This window comes from Sulfitobacter sp. M22, assembly GCF_021736025.1.
In the GTDB taxonomy this organism is placed as follows: domain Bacteria; phylum Pseudomonadota; class Alphaproteobacteria; order Rhodobacterales; family Rhodobacteraceae; genus Sulfitobacter; species Sulfitobacter litoralis.
On sequence record NZ_WMEC01000001.1, the window covers coordinates 934,838 to 959,394 of the forward strand.

The following is a 24,557-nucleotide window of genomic DNA, read 5'->3' on the forward strand; positions in this document are numbered from 1 at the left end:
AAGAGCAAACGGATAAGGTATAATCACAAATGGACACGGCCCCCGCAATCCTAGACGGCGCATTTTGGATCAGCTGCGGTATCATCTTGTTTCTTCTGGTGCTTTCCGGCTTCTTCTCGGGGTCTGAAACGGCGCTGACGGCTGCATCGCGGGGCAAGCTGCGCGGGCAAGCAGACAAAGGGTCCAAGGGTGCTGAACGGGCGCTTCGGATCACCGAAGATAACGAGCGGCTGATTGGCTCTGTCTTGCTGGGCAACAATCTTGTGAACATTCTTGCAGCCTCGCTTGCGACGGCGCTGTTTACGCGTGTCTTCGGTGAATCCGGTGTGGCGCTGGCGACGCTGGTGATGACCCTGCTTGTGCTGATATTTGCCGAGGTGCTGCCTAAGACCTATGCGATCACCAATGCAGAAACCGCCGCAGCCGCTGTGTCGCGCCCCATTGCGCTGGTGGTGTTGGTCTTCAGCCCCGTTGTGTCGGCTGTCCGCTTTTTGGTCCGTGGTATCTTGCGTTTATTCGGCGTGACGATCGACCCTGACAGTAACATCCTTGCCGTGCGTGAAGAAATTGCTGGTGCGCTGCAAATCGGCCGATCCGAAGGTGTGGTCGAAAAAGAGGATCGCGATCGTATTCTTGGGGCATTGGACCTACGAGAACGTATGGTCGAAGAGGTCATGCTCCACCGGTCGGGGATCGAGATGATCGACGCCGCGAATGACCCGTCACAGATCCTTGAACAGATCCTTGAAAGCAATCACACCCGCCTGCCCGTCTACCGCGACGACCCAGAAAACATCATTGGTGTGATCCACGCCAAGGACGTGCTGCGGGCCATGTACGAGCATATCAATGATGCCGATGACGACGCGCCGTTCAAGTCTTTCAAAATCGCCGATATCGCGGTGAAGCCCTATTTTGTGCCAGAAACGTCTACGCTTGACGAACAAATGCGCCAGTTCCTCCGCCGGCGTACCCATTTTGCACTCGTGGTAGATGAATACGGATCGCTGCAAGGGCTAATCACGCTCGAAGACATTCTGGAAGAAATCGTCGGCGAGATCACTGACGAGTTTGACCCAGACGCAGATCACGGGGTCACCAAGACCGAAGACGGGCAGTTTTTCGTCGACGGGGCCATGACCATCCGCGATCTGAACCGCGCGACAGAATGGGACCTGCCTGATGATGAGGCAAACACCGTCGCCGGTCTGGTGATTCACGAAGCGCAGATGATCCCGACGCCCAGTCAGGTATTTTCCTTCCACGGGTTCCGGTTCGAAGTCATGGCGCGTGACGGTAACCGCATTACCCAGCTGAAAATCCGTCCGCTCTGATTAGCGCGAGGCGCACCGAGGCGTTAGGTTGTATCTGTGCCGTTGTCCATTTCAGGTGCATCGTCCTGTTCCGGGCTCTGCCGCAAGGTCTTTGTGACCGCCTCGCGCACGGCATCGCTCGCGCTTTCCATCAATTGTGCGCGGTCCGGTTCAAACTCGATAGCATAGAGGGCCCGACGCAGGTGACGTTCAGCCGAAGTACGCGCCGCATCGCGCAGCCCCTTGTCGGGGTGGCGCATCAATCCGTTCAAGGTCGTTTGCAGGCGTTGCTGCACCTCTACGACCGTGCAGCCATCCCGCGCCAGCGCGCCAAAGGCGTCTTGGACCAGATCCGACGCCTTTAGGGGTTCGACGTAGATATGGTCCAAAACCTCGTCTCTCTCTTGTGACGTTTCGTCCTCGTAGTCCGTCAGAACCCGCCCGATCCGTGTAATCATGTCGATCGCGGTGCCGGGATCGTTTACGCCAGGTGACAGCGCCTTTGAGGCGACCTCTCCCATCACGATCAGGCCAAAACGGGGATCTTGGTCAAAGGTCCGCAGGTCGCCGATGATAACGCTAGCCTTGATCCCCGCGCTTAGGGTTTCGTCGGTGTGTTCGTCGTCGATGGGGTCGCCCACGCGGTCGATCATCATCAACGGTTCATTTACGAACACAAAGCTACCGATGTTGCGTCGAAAGTATATTTTCACCCCATGGTTTGCCGCGACGGTGTTCAACGCTTCCGGGTAGAGATGCTGGATATAGCCATTCTCGTCGGCCGTGAACGGTTCGGCACTGTCGGGAATATCACCGGTCAGCGCATTGGCCCCAAGGCAGGGGTTCTGCAGTCTCTCGCGGAAAGTCTGCCGGGTCTGTTCTTCGACCTGGCGTGACGTATCGATCAAGCTGCCAAAGGACTGCAGATGAAGCACCCAGCGGATCAGACTGAACACAATAACGATCAGAACAATCACGGTCATAATGAACAAGACAAACGATCGTTTATCGTCGAACACCCCTAATTCGCGCAGGATAATCGCGATCAACGCATAGACATAGGCGCCGATGAAGACCGCCAAAGTGTTCTGCGTTGTACGGTCCTTTACGATCAGACGGTGCACCCGCGGCGTCCATTGCGTGGAACTGCTGCGATACACGGTGACCATAACACTTAGCGAAAAGGTGGTCACCGCGAGCATCGCGTTGGCAATAATCGACAAAAGCCGGTCTGCAGCACTGCCCGTCAGGTATGTCGCGAGTGACTGTGGTATCCACCTTTCAATCAGCGTGCTGACCAACAAAGAAAACACCGCCAAGAGCCCCATAATCAGAACCCGCACCCAAAGTTTGCGGCTGTATTCGCGGCCTTTACGGATCAGCGTCGAGGGAATTAAAAATTCAGGTGTCATATATACATTCCGCGCTTGGGCTACCGAGCTTCCTAAACTTGCGCGCAGATCACTTGGCTTTTACACTCAATACGCAGGTCACCCGACTGGTTCATACTGGTTAGCATGAAAAGTTGAGGCAGCGAATAGGCTTACGTCTTCTAGACACCACACTATTTTTATCAGGGACTCCGGATGCGAGACGACATTCCCATCATCTTGCTGGCCGCGGGCCAATCCTCGCGGATGCGGGGGCGCGATAAGCTGACAGAACTGATTGACGCTGAGCCGCTTTTGCGACGGCAGGCACGGATCGCACGCGCTGTAACAAAGGCTGCAGTGATCGTAGCACTGCCACCCGCGCCCCATCCGCGCTATGATCTGCTGCGCGGTTTGGATGTCACACTGCTGCCGGTGCCAGACGCAGCGGAAGGGATAAACGCATCGCTGCGCGCGGGGTTTGCGGCCTTGCCGAGCAGTTCTCTGGCTGCGATGATCCTGCTGGCCGATCTACCGGAACTCACCGAAGGTGACCTTAGGTATGTGATGCAGTCCGTTGATTTAAAAACGAAGTATACGATATGGCGCGGCGCGACCTCTGATGGAAAAGCCGGACATCCGACGGTGTTTGCCGCGTATCATTTCAACCGCATTTTGCAGATGTCCGGTGATACAGGCGCCAAAGAGATTATCGCACAGGCACAGGCAGAGACGCTGACCGTGCCCCTACCGGGGAACCGTGCGCGGCTGGATCTGGATACGCCCGAAGCCTGGGCCGCTTGGCGCGCCGCTCGCTGACCCCTGCCTTTCAACGATAAAGCTAAAAACGACAAAACGGGACAGTCTCCTGCCCCGTTCATCGCCGTGCACCCCCTTTTGTGGGGAACACGGATGTTGCTGCATTCAGCCTGACGCTTACTTCGTGAGAAGTTTCGCTTCGTGCTTTTTCAGCGTGCGGCGCGCGGCGACATAGCCGTCCACCCCTTCGCGTGTCGCCAGTTCCGGGAACAGCTCCAGAATCTCGTTGCGTTGCGCGTTGCCCACCCCTGCAAGGCTCATATCGCCCGGCTGGAAGCTTTCAGTCCATGTACCGTCGGACAGGATCACCTCGTGTTGGTCGAACATCATGTGGATGTAGGTCGTCCCCGAGGTCTCGACGATATCAACGCCTTCAAGACCAGTGAGGTGTTTCGCCGCGACGAGGACTTCACGTTCTTCGAAATAAAGCGCCGTTTTGTCGTTGGCCACCAGAACGCGGTGGTTGGGGCTGACGAGCATGTCTCGCTCGGGCAGGTTGTTCCCCAAAGCACCCTGACGGATTAGCACCGGCAACAGATGCACCTTACGTGCCAGCTCATGACCGGACATTTCACGCGCACCAACCCAGCGGATTTCCTGAATGCCATTGTCGCGGGTAATGACACGGTCACCGACCTCCAGTTCTTCGACCCGACGCTCGCCTTTGGGCGTCGCGATCAAGGTACCCGGTGTAAAGCAGGGAATGATCTCTTCGATATTGGTAAAGTCCAACCGGCCGGTTTCGGTGCCTGATGCATCCGTGAAGACAATCGTGCCGTCGATACCGTCGTTATCGCTGCCGTCATCGATTGTGTCATTTGCATCGGTATCGTCGGTGATATTCTCAAGACGATATTTCCCACCGTTCAACGATCCACGCAGGTCAATGACGTCATAGTCGGTTTCGACATCACCGCTACCGCCCGCAATGGTGTCGCCCCCATTCACATCGGAGAAGGTATCACGACCGTCGTCACCGCGCATACTGTCGTTGCCCGCGCCGCCGATGATCGTGTCGTTACCGTCGCCGCCGAACAGGCTGTCATCGCCACTGCCGCCGGACAGGAAATCATTCCCCTCGTCGCCCGAGAGCTGGTCATTGCCGCCATCGCCGTTCAGCGAATCGTCGCCGGAACCGCCGTTGAGGGTATCATTGTCAGCCGCACCAACGATCGTGTCATTTCCAGCCCCGCCATCGATGCTGTCGTTGCCAAAGCCGCCCGAGATATCGTCATCACCGTCGCCACCGTCGATTGTATCGTCGCCTTGCGCCCCGTTGATGGTGTCGTCGCCTTGCCCCCCCAGAATGGTGTCATTGCCTCTGCCGCCATCAAGGCTGTCATTGTCGATCCCGCCGTCGATATAGTCGTCGTCGGCACCGCCAAGAATGGTATCTTCGTCGTCGCCACCAAAGATCACGTCTTTGCCGCCGCCGCCTTCGATGTAATCCTTGCCGTTATCCGGCTGCGGATCAGTTGCGTCTACTTCTTCTGAGATGAAACCGGGATTGGGTCCGGTCTCGTAGTCGCCATAGATCGTATCATTGCCAGCGTCACCATACAGCTTGTCGGATCCATGACCGCCGATGATAAAGTCATCGCCCCCATCACCGTGCACCTCGTCGTCGTCAATGCCCGCGTCAATAGAATCCTCGCCCGCGCCACCATAGATCGTGTCCGCGTCGTCTCCAGTAAGGATCGTATCGTTTCCGTCACCGCCATCGACAAAGTCGCGACCATCTTCCGTGTTCGGATCGCCTTTACCATAGAATGGGTTCGGATAGGACGCGCCGGTAATCGGGTTAATCAGGAACGGTTGGTCATTCTTGTAGTCAGAGAACGTATCCGTACCCGCATTGACATAATCATCGCCGTCGCCAGCATGGATACTGTCCGCGCCTTGAATATCGGTGATGGTGTCGTTGCCGCCGCCGCCCAGGATCGTGTCATTGTCGACACCGCCTTCGATTAAATCATCGTCCGCGCCACCGTCGATATAGTCGGCATCATCGCCGCCATCGATGGTGTCATTGCCGCGTCCACCAATCAACGTGTCCCTATCATCGTAGGGATTGGTATCCTGATCTTTTGGCGTGTCAATGAGGGGGATGTCAGCATCCGGTACGCCGATCACACCCGAATTGTTGCCGATCAGCACATCGTCACCCGATCCGCCAACAAGGGAGTCGCTGCCCTCGCCACCGATCAGGCTGTCATCATAGCCACCACCGTCGATGGTATCATCGCCGCCTTGACCATCAATCGTATCATCGCCGCTACCGGCGTTCACCACGTCGTTCCCGTCGCCGGTCAAGACATGTTCGTCACCGCCAGAGCCTGTGACCGTGTCATCACCGCCACCCAGTTCGAGCTTCTCGATCTCCGAGAACTCAGTATTGCCCGAGCCGTTGGTGAGTGTCCCTTCCTCGTCACCTGTGAAAGTGACTGTCAGATCATCATCCACTGCCGTGCTGTCGATCACGTCGCCGTTGGTTTCGCCGCTTTCGCCGCCGATGATAACGTCGTTATCAATGCCATCAGTCAGCGTGAAGGTGTCGTCGCCCGACCCGCCGTCAACGGTATCGTCGCCAAGACCGCTGTCGATCGTGTCGTCGCCGCCGTTGCCAAAGATCGTATCGTTGTCACCGTCGGTACCGTCGATCTGGTCCCCCTGCGCGTCGGTATATTCCGGCAGCATGGTTTCGCCGCTGTCCAGACCATCAACCGGACCGGCCATCTCCTCGCCGATGATGTGTTCGATCTCGGTGAACTTGAACGATCCAGCAGAGCTGCCATCGGCATTGTAAAGGTCAACAGTACCGTTCTGACCATTGCCGTTGCTATCTGGTTCCAGATCACGCAAGCGGAAATTGAGGCCAGTCAGATCAAGCGTGTCATCGTCGGTATTCAAGTCCGGGTCTGTATCGAAGCCGCCTGCGCCGCCGTCGACCTCATCGCCATAGTTGCCGCCAAAGATGGTATCCTTGCCTGCGCCACCGCTGATCTTGTCTTTGCCTTCGCCGCCGGTCAGCTGGTCATCCCCGTCACCGCCGATCAGCGTATCGTCGTCATCGCCGCCAAACAGCGTGTCGTCGCCTGCGCCACCGTCGATAAAGTCGTCGCCCTCGTCGCCCATCAACAGGTCATTGCCCGCGCCATCGTCAACGCTACCTACGGGTGCGTCAAAATAGACGTCGGTGATGTTGATGCCCGCGTGATTGCCGTCCGAAAGGTTCTGAACCATCGTGTGGGTAATCTCGAGGTATTCGACCGGGCCTTCGATGTTCACCAAGGCAGAGTGGTCGGGATCGGTATCGGGGCCATTACCCCCGCCGCTGATCAGGGTTTCGTAACCGCCAACGCCGTCTTGGTTATGGGCATTGATGCCGCTGCCTGCATCGACCTTGATCGGCGTGCGTGTCCCATCGGGACCAACCGCCACGATTACGACTTTCGACGCGTTATCAATGTCATTGATGCGGAAGCTGATGTTGGTCACATCCTTGGAGAAATCCAAACGATATGTCGCGCTCTCGCCATCCTGGTTCGCCAGCGAGGCCAAAGAGCTGTTGGCATTGGTCGCCTGACCGTCGCCAGTGATCGAATGCACCTTTTGCTGGTCCGTCGAGAATGTCGTCTCGGGTGTTTTATTGCTGCCCGTGACCGAGAAGGTCACATTGACGTTGCCCGTGTCCTGAACAAAGCCACCACCCAGATTGTCATTATTGTCGACAGCAGAGGTATCGTGGGGGTCAGGTGCCTTGTCCCACTCAAAGCTCTCGCGCTCTTTCGTGCCGCCAGATGATCCATCATCGGTGTTGTTGTCACCGTAGATCGTATCCTTGCCGCTGCCACCGGAAATGGTGTCATCGCCGCCGTTACCTTCGAGGTAATCGTCGCCTTCGTTGCCTTCGATATCGTCGTTGCCACCCTCGCCAAAGATCGTGTCATTACCGGCACCGCCGGTCAGCACATCGTCGCCACCGGCCAGCCCGTCTGTCGGCGATGTCGCATCGCCGGGCGTGGTGTAGGTGTTCGCAATGTGGTCGTATTTGATCGACGGCAGGTCAGAGCTGTGGCTGACGAAATCATAGGATTTACCAACCTCAAGCGGTTTGTCTGTCACGATCCCGACGGCATCCGTACCGTCAAAGTTCATCACGTAAACGGTCACATCCTGCGAGGAATCCACGGCGTCCGAGGGACGCACAACATAGGAATATTCGGGGATGAATTTATCCCCTGCGTATTCGGTGTTGCCGTTCAGCTTGGTGGTTTGAACAAGGGTCTGCGTACCATCGTTGTCATTCAACGAGTCGTCCCCGTCCTTGACGCCAACAGCTACCGGGGCCGAATTATCGTTAATAGTAAATGATTTACCCGCCAGATCGCTGGTGCCGGTATCGCTATCGCGGAACGGGCTAGAGCCGCCAGCGACGGTGACATTCGACAAGTCCCACGTCAAAACAGTGTGATCTGCACCTGTTACAGGATCGACCCCTTTGGACACAGGCTCCGCCTTGGTCAGGCCAGCGCTGTCGCCAAAGATGATGTCATCCCCTTCGCCGCCGTCCAGAGTGTCGTTGCCAACGGTGCCGTCATCATCGGGCAGCGCGGCCACGGGGCTGTCAAAGAACACGTCGGTCACGTTCACGCCTGAATTGCCGCTGGTCGCACCTGTGTGAATGAATTCAATGCGCGATACGGGGCCGTCGATCGAGACGTTAACCGAATATTTGCTATCAGAGGGGTAGTCGTCGCCACCTTTGCTGGTTGCGGTATCGACACCGAATTTGCCATCGCTGTCAGTCAGTTTCACACCGCTGGAGCTGCTGTTCGCAATCAGGTCGACATCGATCATATTCCCTGACGCATCATAGGCCAGAACCTTAACGGCACCATTGTTGTCGATATCATTCACGTTGAACGATACGTTGCCGACGGCCTGATCGAAACGGAGCTCGAACTTCGTCTCACCGGTGCAGTTTGCCAGCGATTCAAAGGAGCTCTCGTCGTTGATTACTTCGGAACCGCTATCGATGTTGCCGGTAAACTGGTCACGATCGCTGAATTCCTGCGAGGCATTATTATGGGGCGAGAAGCTTTTCAGATCGAACGTTACATTGACGGAACCGGTGTTCTGGGTGAACCCGCCCTTGAGGGAATCATCGTCATCGATCTCGGACCCGTCGCCGGAAGGATCTGGTGCCTTGGACCATTCGAAGCTCTCGCGGTTGTCGCCATAGGTACCCTTGGTCGCACCGTCACCGATCAGGATGTCATCACCGCTGCCACCTTCGACCAAATCATCGCCCGACCCTGCCACGACTGTGTCATCGCCTAAACCCGCCTTAACGGTATCGTTCCCGCCGCGCGCAAGGATGATGTCGTCGTTGTTGGCATAGCCAAACACCGCATCATTTGCATCAACGCGGTCACCATGGGGGTCGTCTGTATAGCTGGCATCGATCAGGTTGTCTTGTTGGTTACCATCCACGATCCCGTTCGGCCCCTCGCTCGGAGCCTCGGTCGCCGTTTTTTCGGCCTCGGCGGTGCTGGTTTTACCAAAAAGCCATAGCTTGTTCAAAAAGATGGTCATATCAGTCGTCTCCAAAATTTGTTCGGGCACGCTGCGGTGGGTACCGTCAGCCCAAAATAGTAATGTGCCCGTTCACGGGCGAAGCTCATCAGTTCGTGGTGCGCCAGAAAGGCGCGAGATATTTAATGTCAGACGCGGTGCCGCCCTGTCCGCTACGCCACGGCTGGGCGCGTAGCGGTGCAGGACAATAAGCGCGGCGCCCATTGTCTAAATTTGTAATCAACTGGGTATGGGGCATTTGTGTTCTTGACGTGATCCGACGGCGGCGGTTTGGGGATTTAAAAAAGGCGAAAGCGGCGCGCCTGCCGCAACGCAGCGTTGCGTCCTCGCCTTTAACCAGCCGGTCTGGCTTTCGCGTTAGGTAGACATGTGATCCCATCGGTCTCTCCCGTTTTCCACCGATATGGCGGGCCATCGCAAAATGGCGAACACTAACCCCCTAACAACGCTTCGCGGCCATTGACGACGCGCAAAGAACTTTACCGTTCTGGAGGGAGAGACAGCCAAACAAGGCCGCCCTCTGCCGAGCAATCGACAGTGGTGTATCCAACGATCTCCGAAGAGCCGAGCGACACATCTTCCCCGCACAACTTGCGCGTTCAATGCGGTCGCCCCCGAAACCTAAAAACTTTGCCCCCCAGTTGGGCAGGCCCATAAATACGCCTCGGTCAGCTATGTAGAAAGAGGAAAGTGGCAAGAAAGTGCTGATACGCCACTTTTCGGTCATGTTTCGTCAGGATGAAATGAATGGCTGCACACGCAAAGGTAGTGCATTGTTTCCAATTCATCTGAACGGATACTCATCCAACTGCCGAAAATATCGAAAAATAATAGAGAACCGAACTATCGTTCCGGAGTAGATATTTATTGTTTCGATATCTGATACAGAAAGCACCGCGTGCCCACAAATTCAACTATACCGATATGCGCCATTTCTAAAAAGCACAGAATGGAACCAATAGGGTGTACCAGCGAGGATTTCTTCAAAAAATGTAGGTAGTGTTTGCTGACACGTCCGAATCATCTGCTGGGCGAAAGAGTAGTCAACGGCTCAAACGATACGGGAAATTCACCTTAAAACAGCCCGTTTTCAATACGAGACTGTGATCGTGCAGCGGCATCGAACAGCCGCATTTCCCGACTGCAAAGCAATAATTACATCATTTTTGACGCAAAATTATCTTTGCAGGGCCATTGGATCGACCTCAGGCGACATGACAACCAGCCTGCTAAGACTGCGATTGTTGTACCAGTCCAGCACAATCCCACCATCGGCACAGAAGTCGAACGAACGCGCGACTCGAAAGCAGTCCGATACGAAACCACATCACTGGTCGAAACTCTATTTCACGGAAAACCCTGTCGAAACAAGGTGGTACCCAAGGCCGGACTCGAACCGGCACGCCTCGCGGCGGGGGATTTTGAATCCCCTGCGTCTACCATTCCGCCACTTGGGCACAATGGGGGTCTGTTACCGTGCAACGCGCCCCGCGGCAAGAGCAATTTTACCGCTTTTGCTTGACCCCGTTCGATTGTTCTGGTGTTGCCAGTTGACGGACAACCTTTACCGGAGAAATCAGTATGATCCGACGGCTTTATGACTGGGTTCTTGGCCTGGCGAACCATCCACACGCACTTTGGGCGCTTGCGGTTGTCGCGTTCCTCGAAAGCTCGGTTTTTCCTATTCCACCGGATGTGTTGATGATCCCGATGATCCTCGCGCGCCCCAGCCGGGCGTGGTTGATCGCAGGGGTTGCGCTTGTGGCGTCGGTTTTGGGCGGCATGTTGGGCTATGCCATCGGGGCGCTCGCGTTTGAACAGTTGGGACAGCCGATCCTCGCCAGCCTCGGCAAAGGCAACGCGATGGCTGAATTCTCGACGCGGTTTAATGATGTCGGTTTTTGGGCCGTACTTGGCGCAGGGATCACGCCCTTCCCGTACAAGGTGATCACAATCATGTCTGGCTGGACAGGGATGCCGCTGGCGACCTTTATCGTCACCTCTATCCTCGCGCGTGCGCTGCGCTTCTTTATCGTCGCGGGGCTGCTGTGGAAATTTGGCGCACCGATCCGTGACTTTATTGAACGCCGCCTGCCATTGGTGTTTACCGTATTTGTCGTGCTGCTGTTTGGCAGCTTCTTTCTACTGAGGTATCTGTGATGACCCGAAACTTCTATGTCTTGATCGCCACGCTTGGCTCTGCGGCACTGTTACTGGGGGCCTTTGGGTTCCAGCACATCGGCGGCTACGCCCCGTGCCAAATGTGTCTCTGGCAGCGTTGGCCCCATGCCGCGGCGATTGTCATCGGGGTGATTGTACTATTCGGCGCGCCGCGTGCATTGATCTGGCTTGGGGCCCTCTCGGTGGCCATTACTGGCCTCATCGGCGTCTATCATGCGGGGGTCGAATGGAAATACTGGCCCGGTCCGTCGTCCTGCACCGGTGGCGGCATGGATCTGGGCACCATGAGCGGGAGCGACCTGCTGTCCACAACAGCGCCTTCCGGTCTGGTCATGTGCGACGCTATCGTCTGGCAGTTGTTCGGGCTTTCCATGGCAGGATGGAACGCCGTCGCATGCGCCGTACTGCTGGCGTTCTGGGTCTCTGCGGCGCGCAGGTCTCGCTAATATATCCGGCAGGTCGCCGCGCTAAACGGCGACCTGCCCCGCCTTGCGAGTCTTCAGCAACAAGCTGGTTTCGCTGGCGACCACCCCATCAAGTTTGCGGATACGGGCCAGAACCTCGTCAAATTCCTCGAGCGTTTTGGTCCCGATTTCAACTATCACATCCCACCGCCCATTGGTCGAATGCACCGCGCGCAGCGGCGCCATGCCGGCAAGCGTACGCGTGATACGTTCCGTCCCGCGGCCTTCGATTTCGATCATCATCAAGCCGCGCACGGGATCGGCCCTGACATCCGACCGTGTCACGACGGTAAACCCCAAAATTTCTCCGTTTTGTTGCAAGCGCGCCAGTCGCGCACGCACCGTTGTGCGCGACAACCGTAAGGCGGCGGCAAGATCAGAAAGCGAGGCTCGCGCGTCATCGCGCAGGGCTGCCAAAATTGCTTCGTCCGTATTGTCCATAGTGTTTGCCTAAATTGGATAATTATTCTCCGATTTGGTCACTTTAGTTGATTGTTGCTGATCATACCAACCAGATAATCTGCATGAAACTCGGAATAAAGGACCGCTTGTATGACTGGACAAAACTGCATTCTTCTTGGCGCGCCGCTGGACAGTGGCAAGCGTCGTTTGGGCTGTTTGATGGGCCCCGACGCATATCGTACAGCTGGACTGGCACGCGCCCTGACCGATCTGGGCCATGATGTCACCGATCGCGGCAACGTGGCCCCCGCAGCGTTCACCCCCGGTCAGCACCCCAAGCTGCACGCGCTTGAAGAGACCATCGCTTGGACTCATAGTCTGGCTGACGCCACCCAAGCGGCCCTGCAAGACGGCACACCCATCATCATGGGCGGCGATCATGCGCTGGCGTCCGGCACCGTTCTGGGCGCGATGCGCCATGCGCAGGCGCAGGACCGTCCGCTGTTTGTGCTTTGGCTGGATGCCCATAGCGATTTCCACACGCCCGAAAGCACCGACAGCGGCAATCTGCATGGCACGCCATTGGGCTATGTCACAGGCCGCGAAGGCTTCGACGCGTTCCCTGCTCTGCCCTATGCCCTGCCGCATGATAATATCGCGATCATCGGGCTGCGGTCCGTCGACGCCGCGGAACGAGCTGCGTTGCAGGAAACCACCATCCAGCGCGTCGACATGCGCGAGATTGATGAAACCGGGATCGCCACGCCACTGAACACCTTCCTCGAAAAGGTCGCGGCCGTGAACGGGATGCTGCATGTCTCGCTTGACGTGGATTTTCTTGATCCGTCCGTTGCACCTGCTGTTGGCACAACTGTCCCTGGCGGTGCGACGGTACGCGAAGGTCATCTTGTCATGGAGATGCTGCACGACAGCGGGCTCATGACCTCGCTTGATCTGGTCGAACTGAACCCGTTTCTTGATGAACGGGGCCGCACCGCGCAGCTGATGGTTGATCTGGCTGCCTCTGCCTTTGGCCGCTGGGTTTTCAACCGCCCCACCCGTGCATATTGATTTGACTGAAAGGCTCCCTGCCATGACCAAGCTGACCCCCTCCGACAAAGCGCTGGTGCCCTTTGTATCCGTCGACAACATGATGAAGCTGATCCATCACATCGGGTTAGAGCCCATGCTGATTGGCCTCGGCGACTATATTGAGGCTGACTTCAAACGATGGGAGCTTTTTGACAAAACGCCCCGCGTTGCCAGCCACTCGGAACAAGGTGTGATCGAACTGATGCCGACCTCGGATGGTGAGGTGTACGGGTTCAAATACGTCAACGGTCACCCCTCGAACACCGCCGACGGCTTGCAGACCGTGACCGCCTTTGGCCTGCTGGCAAATGTCGCCAATGGATATCCGGTGCTGCTGTCCGAGATGACAATGCTAACCGCACTGCGCACTGCGGCGACGTCGGCGGTGGTGGCGCGGCTGCTGGCCCCCAAGGGCGCGCATGTCATGGCGATGATTGGTAACGGGGCGCAGTCCGAATTCCAGACCCTCGCGATGAAGGCCATTGTTGGCATCGACGAGGTGCGTTTATATGACATCGACAAAGACGCCACCGCCAAATGTGCGGCGAACCTGCAAGGGCTGGGGATTAAGGTCGTCCCCTGCGACACCGCCGAAGAGGCCATGCTGGGCGCGCAAATCGTCACCACCTGCACCGCAGATAAACAATACGCCACCATCCTCACCGATAATATGATCGGGAGCGGCATCCACATCAACGCCATCGGCGGCGATTGCCCCGGCAAGACAGAATTGGCCCCCGCGATCCTGCACCGCGCAGGGATCTTCGTGGAATACCCCGAACAGACCCGTATCGAGGGCGAGATCCAGCAGCTAGAATCGGACCATCCTGTTACGGAAATCTGGCAGGTGCTGACCGGTCAGGCGCAGGGGCGCACGGATGACAAGCAGATCACCCTGTTCGACAGCGTCGGCTTCGCGATCGAGGATTTCTCGGCCTTGCGCTACGTTCGAGACCAGATCAAAGCGACTGATCTATTTGATCCCCTTGACCTGCTGGCCGACCCCGAAGATCCGCGTGACCTTTTCGGAATGCTTCAACGCGCCAAGTAACTGGCAAAACGGGGCTATCTCGGCGCGGTCACATCATGGTGATATAGCCAGTTGAACGCGCCGACCATCGCCCCGGGGGCAAGGGTGCTGGCCACCTTCAACCCCAGATGGGCGGCTGTCCGTACCGCACCGGGGCGCAGGTGATAGCGCGTGGCATTGCCTGCCGCCGCTTTGACGACACGGGTAATACGCGGTTGGCGCAGGCTTTGATAACGGGTTAGCGCTTGTTCTGCAGAGTGGTTCAGAACGCTGTCGGCCAGCACCCATGCATCTTCTAGCGCCATATTGGCCCCTTGGGCGAGGAACGGCAGCGTCGGATGCGCAGCATCGCCAAGCAACGCGACCCCGCCCTGATGCCAAGTCTGTGCCACGGGATGTAGATGCAGCCCCCAAAGCGTGCATGTCTCGACCGCGTTGATCATTGCCTTCGCACGACCGCCAAAGCCTGCGAACGCCTGCTTTAGATTGGCCGGATCGTCAAAGCAGCTCCATCCTTCGGCAGCCCATCCGTCCCGCTCTTCCACCGCGACCAGATTCACCAGTCGTCTACCACGTAAGGGGTAGCTTACCAGATGCCGCCCCGGTCCCATGGTTACATGCGCCTCGTTCGGATGGTCAAAGGTATTGGGTACGACAGCCCGCCATGCCACCTGTCCGGTGAACTCTGCCTGATCTGCGCCATTCAAAACCGCGCGCGCGCGGCTATGAATGCCGCTGGCATCCACGATCAGCTCGGCCCGTCGGTGCGATCCGTCTGTGAGGCGCAGTTGCGGCGTGGCACCGGGCGTCACCTCTGCCACCTCGACGCCCAGCTCAATCGACACATTGCCTCGTTTGGCAGCCCCCAGAAGGATGTCCACCAGATCCGCACGATGCACAAACATATATGGGTACGCACCCTGCCCGCGCATCAGGTCAAGCCGTGCGACACGCGTGCCTGTCTTATAGTCCTGCAACACGACCGCCTGCCCCCGCACGGCGGCGCGTTCGGTCAGCTTGGATTCGAGCCCCATGGCGCGCAGTACCGCGATGCCGTTTGGACTGATCTGCAAGCCTGCGCCAACCTCGGTAATCGCGGGGGCCTGTTCAAGTAGAGTGACGGCCATGCCCCGACGTGACAATGCCGCCGCTGCGGCCAGCCCGCCGATCCCACCACCTATTACAATTGCGTTGCTGATACCCATGTTACCAAGCCTGTCTTGTCAGCTTCATACACAAAAGCGCCGGGCTCTCACCGCGGCGCTTTCATTATTATTCTCATACGAATGCCATCATGCGCGACACCGTCTTCAGGCGATCAATCGTCGCGGTGGACTTTCTCGCGGCGTTCGTGACGCTCTTGCGCCTCGAGGCTCATTGTTGCGATTGGACGCGCGTCGAGACGCTTCAGCGAGATAGGTTCACCCGTGACAGAGCAATACCCGAATTCACCTTCGTCAATGCGGCGCAGCGCCCCGTCGATCTTGCTCACCAGCTTGCGTGCGCGGTCCCGTGTGCGCAGTTCAAGCGCACGGTCTGTCTCTTCGGAGGCCCGATCGTTTACATCTGGGATATTCCGCGTGCCGTCCTGCAAGCCTTCGATGGTATCGCGGCTTCCTGCCAGCAGTTCGGATTTCCAATTCAGTAGCTTGCGTCTGAAGTATTCAACTTGCCGATCATTCATGAACGGTTCGTCTTCAGCGGGTGTATAGCCATCCGCCAAAAAAACTTCCTGCTTCATATCATTCCCCATCGCGGTCTTTAATCCCTGTCATGAAGGCGCGTCTCCCGACATCACTCCCGTGGCGTGCATCTAACGCAGCGTTAGCGGATTGTCACTACACAATGCTTATGTTTGTTGGTTTAAGGGCCAAGAATAGCGCGTTGAAGAAGGTTGAAAACAAGATGAAATTCCAAGGTACTCAAGATTACGTTGCCACAGATGACCTCACGATTGCGGTAAATGCGGCCGTGACGCTGGAACGCCCTCTGCTTGTAAAGGGCGAACCGGGTACAGGTAAAACGGAACTTGCGCGTCAGGTTTCGAATGCGCTGGGCTTGCCGATGATTGAATGGAACATCAAGTCCACGACCCGAGCACAACAGGGCCTGTACGAATATGACGCCGTCAGCCGGCTACGCGACAGCCAGCTTGGCGAAGAGCGCGTGCATGATGTAAAGAACTACATCCGTAAGGGCAAGCTGTGGCAGGCCTTCGAAGCGGAGGGCAAAACCGTGTTGCTGATCGACGAGATCGACAAGGCGGACATTGAATTCCCCAACGACCTCTTGCAAGAGCTCGATAAGATGGAGTTTTTCGTCTATGAGACCGGCGAAACGATCAAGGCGGTGAACCGCCCCATCGTGATCATCACCTCAAACAATGAAAAAGAGCTGCCCGACGCCTTTCTGCGCCGCTGCTTCTTCCACTATATCCAGTTCCCCGAGATGGACACTCTGCGCAAGATCGTCGAGGTTCACCACCCTGGCATCAAGGACGCCTTGTTGACCACCGCATTGACCCAATTCTACGACATCCGCGACCAGCAAGGCCTGAAGAAAAAGCCGTCGACGTCCGAAGTTCTTGATTGGCTGAAACTTCTATTGGCCGAAGATCTGGAGGCGTCCGATCTGAAAAAAGACGGCAAATCTGCCCTGCCCAAGCTGCACGGCGCGTTGTTGAAGAACGAGCAGGATGTGCATCTGTTTGAACGCCTTGCCTTTATGGCCCGCGCGCAAAAGTGACCCGAAAAGGGCGCGGCACGCCGCGCCCTGACGCGCCTGATATTGTCCGCTGCCCCGTTATTTCATGGCGACCAGCGAAATAGCTTTAATAGCTTTACTTGTGACGTTCCGGCAACGATGGTCACAAGCCTGCCTTATTTGTTAACATTTTTCTCTAAATTGACATGCTTGCTCCCTAGAATGGTCGGGATAGCGGGCGAAAAAACACCTGTAATCAGCTCAAAAGGGCAGTCAGGTTTATGATGCATATGATTTTCGCACTGTTCGTGCGCACCGCGTTGGATATCGTTAAAGTCGCCCGAACGGTCTTTACGTCTGTCGCAGCGGGGGCGCGTCCATGAAAAAGATCCTCCTGTTGCCCCTCGTGCTAGCGGTCAGTGCCTGTGTTCCGGCCTCGCACCCCGGTGTGGTCACCCGCGCCGCGATGGAGCCCGCCTCGACGTCCTCTTTGCCCGCGATGAAACGGTTCACTGTGCATCAATCGCTGCCCGCGCCGCGGTCCAACAACGATTTATCACTTGATTTCATCGAGCTGTCGTTCCGTATGGAAAGCGGTAAAGAGCTGCCCGTTTTCACCCGTTTCGAAGGCCCCGTCAGCGTGCGCGTCATCGGTGCGCCGCCGCCGACCCTCGGCCCTGACTTGACCGCGCTGATGAACCGTTTGCGGCAAGAGGCCCGCATCGACATCAGCCCGACAACCAACCCGGCAGCCAATATCACGGTCGAAGCCGTCAGCCGTCGCACCATCAGCAAGGTGCTGCCGCAAGCCGCCTGTTTTGTGGCCCCGAATGTCAGCAGCCTTGATGAATACAAGAAAGTCCGCCGCACCGCGCAGACCAACTGGTCCCTGCTGAAAACCCGCAGCCGCGTGTCGATATTCATCCCCAATGACGCCAGCCCGCAAGAGGTCCGCGACTGCCTGCACGAAGAGCTGGCCCAAGCCCTCGGGCCGCTGAATGATCTTTACCGCTTGCCGGATTCAGTCTTCAACGATGACAACGTGCATACCGTGTTAACCGGCTTTGATATGACAATTCTGCGCGCTTATTACGATCCTGCGCTGCGGTCCGGCATGACACGGGGTCAAGTGGCCAACGCCCTGCCCGGCATTTTTGCACGGATCAATCCCGGCGGCACCTCGACCCAAGCACGGTTTGTGACCCGCACCCCACGCGAATGGAACGCCGCCGTTCAAGGCGCTCTTGGACCCGGCCGGTCCAGTGGTCAACGTCAGGACGCTGCCTATAGCGCCATTAAGATCGCGCAAAGCCTCGGCTGGCAGGATCACCGCCGCGCCTTCGCCCATTACGCAATGGGCCGCGCCTTGCAATCTGGTGACGCCGAAGCCGCGCATGAACAGTACAAGATGTCCGACCTTTTCTACGCGCGCACCCCCGGAACGGACCTGCACCGCGCCTATGTCGCGACGCAACTGGGGGCTTATGCTGTGTCCAAGGGTCAGGGTGACGAAGCGCTGCGTCTGATCGCGCCCCATATCAACACCGCACGCTTGCGCGAAAATGCCGCCTTGCTCAGCACCTTGCTGTTGTTGCGTGCCGAAGCGCTTGAACTGGAAAACCGCGCGGCCGAGGCGCAGGCCGTCAGGCTGGACAGTCTGGGCTGGGCACGGTACGGATTTGGCTCTGACTGGGCTGTGCGGGCCAAAATGCGCGAGATCGCGTCGCTTAACCCGCTCAAATAATTAGCGAAACGGGTTAAAATGATCGTCATACTTCTCGCCGTGATCGGCGCTGTTATCGGGGGGCTGACCGCCCGTAAACGCAACGGAAACCGCAAGGATATTGCTCAATACGCGGTGGGCTTTGCGATGGCCTTTATCATCGTGGGCATGATCCTTACAGTCGTTCTGGACCGAGTCCTAACCGGAGCGTAATATATGTTTCTGCCGTTCTTTGAGCAACTGCGCCAGCATAAGGTGCCTGTGTCCATGCGCGAGTTTCTGGCGTTTCTCGATGGTATGTCGGCCGGGCTTGCGACCTATGACGTAGACGCGTTCTACTATCTTGCGCGCACCAGCATGGTCAAAGACGAACGCAACATCGACAAGTTCGACCGCGCCTTTTCGGCAGCCTTCTCTGGTCTTGAAAACATCAGCCTCGACGAGGTGATGGAGGCGGTGGATATCCCGCATGAATGGCTGGAAAAGATGGCTGAAAAGCATCTGACCGCGGAAGAAAAAGCCGAGATCGAAGCCGCGGGTGGTTTTGACAAACTTATGGAGACGCTGCGCAAGCGGCTTGAGGAACAAAAAGAACGGCATCAGGGCGGCAACAAATGGGTTGGAACGGCGGGCACCTCGCCTTTCGGCGCATATGGCTACAACCCAGAAGGCGTACGCATCGGCCAGAATGAATCGCGCCATCAACGCGCGGTCAAGGTCTGGGATAAACGCGAATTCAAGAACCTTGACGATTCCGTTGAACTGGGCACCCGCAACATCAAGGTCGCGCTAAAACGTCTGCGCCGGTGGGCCCGTGACGGAGCGAATGACGAATTCGATCTGGGCGGCACGATCCGCGCCACGGCAGAACACGGCTATCTCGATGTGAAAACCCGCCCCGAGCGGCGCAATGCGGTCAAGGTCTTGCTGTTTTTGGATATTGGCGGCTCTATGGACCCGCATATCAAAACCGTCGAAGAACTGTTCAGCGCCGCCAAGTCCGAATTCAAACACCTCGAACACTTCTATTTCCACAACTGTCTCTACGAAGGCGTCTGGCGCGACAACCGTCGCCGCTGGACCGAACAGCTGGACACAATGGAAGTTCTGCGCACCTACGGTTCTGATTATAAATGTATTTTCGTCGGCGACGCATCCATGTCCCCCTACGAGATCGCCTATCCCGGCGGGGCCAACGAACATTGGAATGCCGAAGCCGGATCAGTCTGGCTGTCACGCGCGCGCGAACAGTGGACCAGCAACCTTTGGATTAACCCGATCCCCGAGAAATACTGGCCCTACACGCAATCGATCAAAATGGTGCAGGAAATCTTTGGACAGGATGCCATGGTGCCCATGACCCTCAAAGGGCTGAGCCGCGGGATGAAGACGCTGACCCGGTAATCAGGAGAGTGTCCGATCTTCTGTGTAACTGCGATCTGGTCCATGCTTCCTGAGAGGAGCAAGGACGATGACCATATCCGAGGAACTGCTGGACGAACTACTGAAGGGCTGCGAGCGGCCTGAAGACCTGCTTGGCGATGCCGGTCTAATGAAAGAGCTCAAGATCAAGCTGATGGAGCGAATGCTCGGTGCTGAGTTGACGTCACATTTGGGCTATGAAGACGGCAAGGATGCCCCGCCTGATCAGACCAACCGTCGCAACGGGTCATCCGCCAAGAGATTGAAGGGGCAAGACGGCGAACTGCCTATCGCTGTGCCACGGGACCGGGACGGTAGCTTCGAACCTGAACTGGTGAAGAAGGGTCAGACCCGCATTGATGGGATGGATGACAAGATCATTGGCCTCTACGCAGCCGGTCTGACGGTCCGCGATATCCGTGCTCATCTTGAGGACGTCTATGGCCTGCAAGTTTCGCCAGACTTGATCAGCCGCGTGACCGATGCGGTGCTGGATGAGGTTCGGGAATGGCAGTCCCGGGCGCTGGACCGGATGTATCCCATCGTCATTTTTGACGCTCTACGGGTCAAAATCCGTGACGCCGATAGCCGCATGGTCAAGAACAAAGCCGTCTACGTGGCCCTTGGCGTCAGCAAGGATGGCGTGCGCGAGGTTCTCGGTCTTTGGATCGCTGACAACGAGGGCGCCAAATTTTGGCTCTCCGTGATGACAGAGCTTAAGAACCGTGGGCTGCAAGACATCCTGATTGCGGTCGTAGACGGTCTCAAGGGCTTCCCTGATGCCATCACAGCAGCCTTTCCGGACGCGACCGTGCAAACGTGCATTGTCCATCTCGTGCGCCACTCGTTGAACTTCTGTGCCTGGAAAGATCGCAAGGAAGTGGCCGCTGATCTACGGCGGATTTACAGCGCCCCTACAGCCGATCAAGCTGGTTTGGAGTTGGATGCCTTCGAGGAAAAATGGGCCGGAAAATATGCCTCCATCGCACCGGCCTGGCGCAGGGCTTGGCAGGAAGTGATCCCGTTCTTTGCTTTTGATCCCGCCATCCGAAAGATCATCTACACCACCAACGCAATTGAAAGCTTGAACCGTGTAATCCGCAAATCGATTAAGACGCGGGGATCGTTCCCGACCGAAGACGCAGCCACGAAGCTGATCTACTTGGCGATCCGCAAGTTTGAGAAAGGCGGCCGAAATGTTCGAGAATGGTTTGCGGCCCGCAATCATTTCGCCATAATGTTTGAGGATCGCTTCAATGCGTGACTGTATCTAAAACCCGCATGGGCCAGACCAGATACACAAAGTTCATGACACTCCCGTAATCAGCCGCAACCCCACCACAGATCGGAACATTCCACCGCGCCTTGCGTTTTCACCAAGAACCCAAATGGTGAAAGGACTTTCCATGATCAAGAAATCAGGCTCCGCAAAATGGACAGGCAACCTCAAAGAAGGCAAAGGTCACGTCTCTACCCAGACCGGCGTGATCAGTGACCAGCCCTACGGCTTTAACACGCGCTTTGAGGGCAAAGACGGCACCAACCCCGAAGAGCTGATTGGCGCGGCCCATGCGTCCTGCTTTTCTATGGCCCTGTCGATGATCCTTGAAGACTACGATCTGATCGCGGACAGCATCGAAACCAAAGCCACCGTATTTCTCGAACAAAAAGATGGCGGCTTTCACGTGCCGAAAATCCACCTTGATGTTGAATGCGTGATCCCAGATGCCACGCAAGAGCAGTTCGAAGAGGCGACAAAAACCGCCAAAGAAAACTGCCCGATTTCCAAGCTGATGACCGCAGAGATCACGATGGACGCAAAACTGTCCTGACCCTGCCCAAGGAGGGCCGCGCTTGCCGCGGCCCTTGCACTTCCCCCTTCACCCTTTTCTCAAATACTCATTCCACCCTTGCACCCCGCGCCCCCCCGTCCATATTGGACATATGATCCGCATCCTCCCCATCGTCCTCGCCGTGCTCTTCGGGCTTGCCATGTACCGCTTTTCTGCGTGGCGCACCGCCAAGGAGCTTGACGAGAAATCGACCGAGCTTTTGGACCCTGCCCTGCGCGAAATGACATCGAAACTGGCCAGTGCCCTCGATCTGCCGCGGATCAAGGTCCATATCTACGAGGTGGCCCCCGTCAACGGTCTTGCAGCGCCGGATGGGCGGATCTTCATCACCCGCGGCTTTTACGATAAATTCAGGTCCGGTGCTGTCACTGCCGAGGAACTTGCCAGCGTGATCGCGCACGAGCTGGGCCATGTGGCCTTGGGCCATTCCCGGCGACGGATGATTGATTTTTCCGGCCAGAATGCCATGCGTGCAGCACTTGGCATGATTTTGGGGCGCATTATCCCGGGTGTCGGCGTCTGGATCGCCAACATGCTTGCGAGTTTGCTGGCAGCACGGCTATCGCGCGGTGATGAATACGAGGCGGATGCTTATGCCGCCGCTCTTTTGACCAAAGCAGGCATCGGCATCGCGCCGCAAATCTCTTTGTTCAAAAAGCTTGAAGCGTTAACACAAAGTAACCACGGGACGTCGCCCGCATGGTTGCTTAGCCATCCTAAAACGGCGGACCGGATCAGTGCGTTGACTGCGTTGAAATCCGCGTGGGACCGCTAACCGAGCGCTTTGGCAAGCCGCGGCAAACGCGCTTTTTTCAGCAGCGGACGCATTTCCCATGGCTGCCCCGACAGGCGGCGCGCTTCTTCCAGAACAGAACCGGCAACCTGTTGAATTAGCTCCGGCTGGGCCAGCCAGACACCGTGCAGATAGCTATCGGGATCCACCCGTGCCAAGCCTTCTTCGGCCAGAGTGCCACGGGGAAAATCCTTGGCATTCAGCGTCATGATGATATCGGCATGGCCGCTGATCGCGGCGGCCAGCACGTGTATGTCGTTTTCGTCCGGCAGGTACAACCGTGCCGCCAGACCGGGGCTTGGGGGCACTTCTGCCTTGGGCCAGGCGGCGCGCAGCAACGCAATCTCTGCGCGGGCCTGCGCCTCGCCCTCGGGGCCAAGCTTGATCGCGGCGCGCGCCCATTCCTCCAACAGGCGCGCTGACCATAGCGGTTCAAATACCCCCGCCCGCGCCGCACCCATCACCATTTCACGCATCACGGTGGGATAGAGGACGCAGGCGTCGATCAGGATGCGCAGCGTCACGACAGACGGAAGAAAAGTGACTTTAGGTATCCGGTTTCGGCCAATTGTGGCAACTGCGGGTGGTCCGGACCGGCGAAACCGGTGTGCAGCAACGCCGCTCGACGTCCTGCACGTCCAATACCGCGCACGGACGCAGTGCGGAACTGCGTCAGATCGGCCGCGTGTGAACAGGAACAAAGTCCCAGCACACCATTCTCTGCGACCAGCTGCGCTGCCAAACGGGCAACACGTTCATAGGCACGCAGCCCTGCTTCAAGCGCAGGCTTGCCGGGGGCAAATGCGGGCGGGTCACAGATCACGACATCAAATTCTTCGCCCTCGGCACGCAGGGCAGTCAGTATATCAAACGCATCCCCCTGCCGCGTCGCAAAACGGTCCGATACGCCCATGGCATCGGCACCCTGCTGGGCCAGTTCCAACGCCGGAGCAGACCCATCGACCGCAACCGCAGAGGATGCGCCATTTGCCAGCGCTGCCAAAGAGAACCCACCGACATGCGCAAACACATCCAGCACGCGTTTGCCCTTGGACAGGTTGGCCGCAAAGGCGTGGTTGGGGCGTTGATCGTAGAACAGTCCGGTTTTCTGGCCACCTGTAAGGTCTGCCATATAGGTCGCGCCGTTCATCGGCACCGGCACTGCCGCGCCAGGCGCGTCGCCATGAAGCACACCGCTGACGTCGTCCAACCCTTCAAGGCTACGCGTCCGGCCCGCTGCGTTTTTCAACACGTGGCGCACGTCGGTTTGTGCGACCAGTGCTGCGGTCAGCGCGTCGATATGAACGTCGGCCCAAGCGGCATTCGCCTGAATAACAGCCGTATCGCCAAAGCGATCAATCACGACACCGGGGAGCCCGTCGGCTTCGGCGTGGATCAAACGGTAAAACGGCGCGTCATACATTTGGTCACGCAATTGTACGGCGCGCTTGATATGGGCCTCGAACCAGCTCTGGTTCACCACCGCTTCGGAATTCTGGTCCAGCATCCGGCAGAAGATCTTGGAGGCCGGGTTCACCGCGACCACCCCCATCACCTGACGCGCACTGTCTTCCAGCAGCGCGAGGCTGCCGGGGGTCAACGCTTTGGTGCGGCGGTCGGTGACCATTTCATTGGCATAGACCCAAGGAAACCCGTGCCGAATGGCGCGGGCATTCGCCTTGGGCAGCAGGCGCACCACAGGCAAATCGGAAGGGTCGGTCGAAGCGGGAGGGGAAAGGGGCGTTGTCATACCGCCCCCATTAGTCGGTTCCACGCGTTTGGGGAAGCGCAGAC

20 protein-coding genes and 1 tRNA gene are annotated in these 24,557 nt (G+C 57.5%); 13 read left to right on the forward strand and 8 right to left on the reverse strand.

The features are described from left to right. The first annotated feature begins 29 nt into the window (after window positions 1-29). Entirely contained in the window at window positions 30-1,334 is a 1,305-nt protein-coding gene (locus tag GLP52_RS04720; RefSeq protein ID WP_093732169.1) for an HlyC/CorC family transporter, read from the forward strand. A gap of 23 nt (window positions 1,335-1,357) precedes the next feature. Here the strand turns inward: GLP52_RS04720 and GLP52_RS04725 are convergent, their stop codons facing one another. After that, on the reverse strand, window positions 1,358-2,725 hold the full coding sequence (locus tag GLP52_RS04725; protein ID WP_093732168.1) for a DUF2254 domain-containing protein: 1,368 nt from the start codon (window positions 2,723-2,725) through the stop codon (window positions 1,358-1,360). Between the two features lie 174 nt (window positions 2,726-2,899). On the opposite strand from GLP52_RS04725, the gene GLP52_RS04730 reads away from it, so the two are divergent. Beyond that, window positions 2,900-3,502, forward strand: a complete 603-nt coding sequence (locus tag GLP52_RS04730) for a nucleotidyltransferase family protein (RefSeq protein ID WP_237271688.1) — start codon at window positions 2,900-2,902, stop codon at window positions 3,500-3,502. Window positions 3,503-3,619: 117 nt separating this feature from the next. On the opposite strand, the gene GLP52_RS19455 is transcribed toward GLP52_RS04730, so the two are convergent. Beyond that, the gene (locus tag GLP52_RS19455) at window positions 3,620-9,100 is read right to left on the reverse strand and encodes a Hint domain-containing protein (protein WP_272903348.1); all 5,481 of its coding nucleotides are present in this window, start codon (window positions 9,098-9,100) and stop codon (window positions 3,620-3,622) included. 1,373 nt (window positions 9,101-10,473) lie between these two features. Then, window positions 10,474-10,557, reverse strand: a tRNA-Leu gene (locus GLP52_RS04750). Window positions 10,558-10,681: 124 nt separating this feature from the next. Here GLP52_RS04750 and GLP52_RS04755 point away from each other — a divergent pair. After that, the gene (locus tag GLP52_RS04755; protein ID WP_237271690.1) at window positions 10,682-11,260 is read left to right on the forward strand and encodes a YqaA family protein; all 579 of its coding nucleotides are present in this window, start codon (window positions 10,682-10,684) and stop codon (window positions 11,258-11,260) included. Then, entirely contained in the window at window positions 11,260-11,727 is a 468-nt protein-coding gene (locus GLP52_RS04760) for a disulfide bond formation protein B (RefSeq protein WP_093732164.1), read from the forward strand. Before GLP52_RS04755 ends, GLP52_RS04760 begins: the two co-directional genes overlap by 1 nt. Before the next feature lie 21 nt (window positions 11,728-11,748). Here GLP52_RS04760 and GLP52_RS04765 read toward each other — a convergent pair whose 3' ends face one another. Next, window positions 11,749-12,186: an Lrp/AsnC family transcriptional regulator gene (locus GLP52_RS04765; protein WP_093732163.1), complete on the reverse strand. Its 438-nt coding sequence runs from the start codon at window positions 12,184-12,186 to the stop codon at window positions 11,749-11,751. A 111-nt stretch (window positions 12,187-12,297) separates the two neighbouring features. On the opposite strand from GLP52_RS04765, the gene rocF reads away from it, so the two are divergent. Beyond that, window positions 12,298-13,218, forward strand: a complete 921-nt coding sequence (gene rocF, locus GLP52_RS04770; protein WP_237273426.1) for an arginase — start codon at window positions 12,298-12,300, stop codon at window positions 13,216-13,218. A gap of 22 nt (window positions 13,219-13,240) precedes the next feature. Continuing rightward, a complete protein-coding gene (locus tag GLP52_RS04775) occupies window positions 13,241-14,290 on the forward strand; it encodes an ornithine cyclodeaminase (protein WP_237271692.1) in 1,050 nt (349 codons plus the stop codon). Window positions 14,291-14,304: 14 nt separating this feature from the next. Here GLP52_RS04775 and GLP52_RS04780 read toward each other — a convergent pair whose 3' ends face one another. Together GLP52_RS04780 and dksA are read right to left on the reverse strand one after the other, a co-directional pair. After that, complete coding sequence (locus tag GLP52_RS04780) at window positions 14,305-15,474, reverse strand: FAD-dependent monooxygenase (protein ID WP_237271693.1); 1,170 nt, start codon at window positions 15,472-15,474, stop codon at window positions 14,305-14,307. A 113-nt stretch (window positions 15,475-15,587) separates the two neighbouring features. After that, on the reverse strand, window positions 15,588-16,022 hold the full coding sequence (gene dksA, locus GLP52_RS04785; protein WP_093732159.1) for an RNA polymerase-binding protein DksA: 435 nt from the start codon (window positions 16,020-16,022) through the stop codon (window positions 15,588-15,590). A gap of 152 nt (window positions 16,023-16,174) precedes the next feature. Here dksA and GLP52_RS04790 point away from each other — a divergent pair, with 152 nt between their 5' ends. The 7 genes from GLP52_RS04790 (at window position 16,175) to GLP52_RS04820 (ending at window position 22,745) form a co-directional block, all read left to right on the forward strand. Then, window positions 16,175-17,014: an AAA family ATPase gene (locus GLP52_RS04790; protein ID WP_237272651.1), complete on the forward strand. Its 840-nt coding sequence runs from the start codon at window positions 16,175-16,177 to the stop codon at window positions 17,012-17,014. A gap of 337 nt (window positions 17,015-17,351) precedes the next feature. After that, window positions 17,352-18,716 (forward strand): DUF2927 domain-containing protein, encoded by a 1,365-nt coding sequence (locus GLP52_RS04795; RefSeq protein ID WP_093732158.1) that lies wholly within the window; start codon window positions 17,352-17,354, stop codon window positions 18,714-18,716. 18 nt (window positions 18,717-18,734) lie between these two features. Next, window positions 18,735-18,908 (forward strand): apolipoprotein acyltransferase, encoded by a 174-nt coding sequence (locus GLP52_RS04800; RefSeq protein WP_093732157.1) that lies wholly within the window; start codon window positions 18,735-18,737, stop codon window positions 18,906-18,908. Between the two features lie 3 nt (window positions 18,909-18,911). After that, window positions 18,912-20,099 (forward strand): vWA domain-containing protein, encoded by a 1,188-nt coding sequence (locus GLP52_RS04805; RefSeq protein ID WP_237271694.1) that lies wholly within the window; start codon window positions 18,912-18,914, stop codon window positions 20,097-20,099. A gap of 67 nt (window positions 20,100-20,166) precedes the next feature. Continuing rightward, on the forward strand, window positions 20,167-21,381 hold the full coding sequence (locus tag GLP52_RS04810) for an IS256 family transposase (protein WP_237271695.1): 1,215 nt from the start codon (window positions 20,167-20,169) through the stop codon (window positions 21,379-21,381). 142 nt (window positions 21,382-21,523) lie between these two features. Then, the gene (locus GLP52_RS04815; protein WP_093733835.1) at window positions 21,524-21,949 is read left to right on the forward strand and encodes an OsmC family protein; all 426 of its coding nucleotides are present in this window, start codon (window positions 21,524-21,526) and stop codon (window positions 21,947-21,949) included. 112 nt (window positions 21,950-22,061) lie between these two features. After that, entirely contained in the window at window positions 22,062-22,745 is a 684-nt protein-coding gene (locus tag GLP52_RS04820; protein ID WP_093733836.1) for a M48 family metalloprotease, read from the forward strand. On the opposite strand, the gene GLP52_RS04825 is transcribed toward GLP52_RS04820, so the two are convergent. After that, entirely contained in the window at window positions 22,742-23,287 is a 546-nt protein-coding gene (locus tag GLP52_RS04825; protein WP_414718545.1) for an RSP_2648 family PIN domain-containing protein, read from the reverse strand. The two genes, GLP52_RS04820 and GLP52_RS04825, sit on opposite strands and share 4 nt — an antisense overlap. Continuing rightward, a complete protein-coding gene (locus GLP52_RS04830; protein ID WP_237271696.1) occupies window positions 23,284-24,513 on the reverse strand; it encodes an RSP_2647 family RNA methyltransferase in 1,230 nt (409 codons plus the stop codon). Before GLP52_RS04830 ends, GLP52_RS04825 begins: the two co-directional genes overlap by 4 nt. Window positions 24,514-24,557: the final 44 nt, after the last annotated feature.

What these genes read in the sequence shown, in the direction of transcription:
- GLP52_RS04720 (WP_093732169.1), top strand. Translation starts at nt 30, where the DNA reads ATGGACACGGCCCCCGCAATCCTAGACGGCGCATTTTGGATCAGCTGC.
- GLP52_RS04725 (WP_093732168.1), bottom strand. Translation starts at nt 2,725, where the DNA reads ATGACACCTGAATTTTTAATTCCCTCGACGCTGATCCGTAAAGGCCGC.
- GLP52_RS04730 (WP_237271688.1), top strand. Translation starts at nt 2,900, where the DNA reads ATGCGAGACGACATTCCCATCATCTTGCTGGCCGCGGGCCAATCCTCG.
- GLP52_RS19455 (WP_272903348.1), bottom strand. Translation starts at nt 9,100, where the DNA reads ATGACCATCTTTTTGAACAAGCTATGGCTTTTTGGTAAAACCAGCACC.
- GLP52_RS04755 (WP_237271690.1), top strand. Translation starts at nt 10,682, where the DNA reads ATGATCCGACGGCTTTATGACTGGGTTCTTGGCCTGGCGAACCATCCA.
- GLP52_RS04760 (WP_093732164.1), top strand. Translation starts at nt 11,260, where the DNA reads ATGACCCGAAACTTCTATGTCTTGATCGCCACGCTTGGCTCTGCGGCA.
- GLP52_RS04765 (WP_093732163.1), bottom strand. Translation starts at nt 12,186, where the DNA reads ATGGACAATACGGACGAAGCAATTTTGGCAGCCCTGCGCGATGACGCG.
- rocF (WP_237273426.1), top strand. Translation starts at nt 12,298, where the DNA reads ATGACTGGACAAAACTGCATTCTTCTTGGCGCGCCGCTGGACAGTGGC.
- GLP52_RS04775 (WP_237271692.1), top strand. Translation starts at nt 13,241, where the DNA reads ATGACCAAGCTGACCCCCTCCGACAAAGCGCTGGTGCCCTTTGTATCC.
- GLP52_RS04780 (WP_237271693.1), bottom strand. Translation starts at nt 15,474, where the DNA reads ATGGGTATCAGCAACGCAATTGTAATAGGTGGTGGGATCGGCGGGCTG.
- dksA (WP_093732159.1), bottom strand. Translation starts at nt 16,022, where the DNA reads ATGGGGAATGATATGAAGCAGGAAGTTTTTTTGGCGGATGGCTATACA.
- GLP52_RS04790 (WP_237272651.1), top strand. Translation starts at nt 16,175, where the DNA reads ATGAAATTCCAAGGTACTCAAGATTACGTTGCCACAGATGACCTCACG.
- GLP52_RS04795 (WP_093732158.1), top strand. Translation starts at nt 17,352, where the DNA reads ATGAAAAAGATCCTCCTGTTGCCCCTCGTGCTAGCGGTCAGTGCCTGT.
- GLP52_RS04800 (WP_093732157.1), top strand. Translation starts at nt 18,735, where the DNA reads ATGATCGTCATACTTCTCGCCGTGATCGGCGCTGTTATCGGGGGGCTG.
- GLP52_RS04805 (WP_237271694.1), top strand. Translation starts at nt 18,912, where the DNA reads ATGTTTCTGCCGTTCTTTGAGCAACTGCGCCAGCATAAGGTGCCTGTG.
- GLP52_RS04810 (WP_237271695.1), top strand. Translation starts at nt 20,167, where the DNA reads ATGACCATATCCGAGGAACTGCTGGACGAACTACTGAAGGGCTGCGAG.
- GLP52_RS04815 (WP_093733835.1), top strand. Translation starts at nt 21,524, where the DNA reads ATGATCAAGAAATCAGGCTCCGCAAAATGGACAGGCAACCTCAAAGAA.
- GLP52_RS04820 (WP_093733836.1), top strand. Translation starts at nt 22,062, where the DNA reads ATGATCCGCATCCTCCCCATCGTCCTCGCCGTGCTCTTCGGGCTTGCC.
- GLP52_RS04830 (WP_237271696.1), bottom strand. Translation starts at nt 24,513, where the DNA reads ATGACAACGCCCCTTTCCCCTCCCGCTTCGACCGACCCTTCCGATTTG.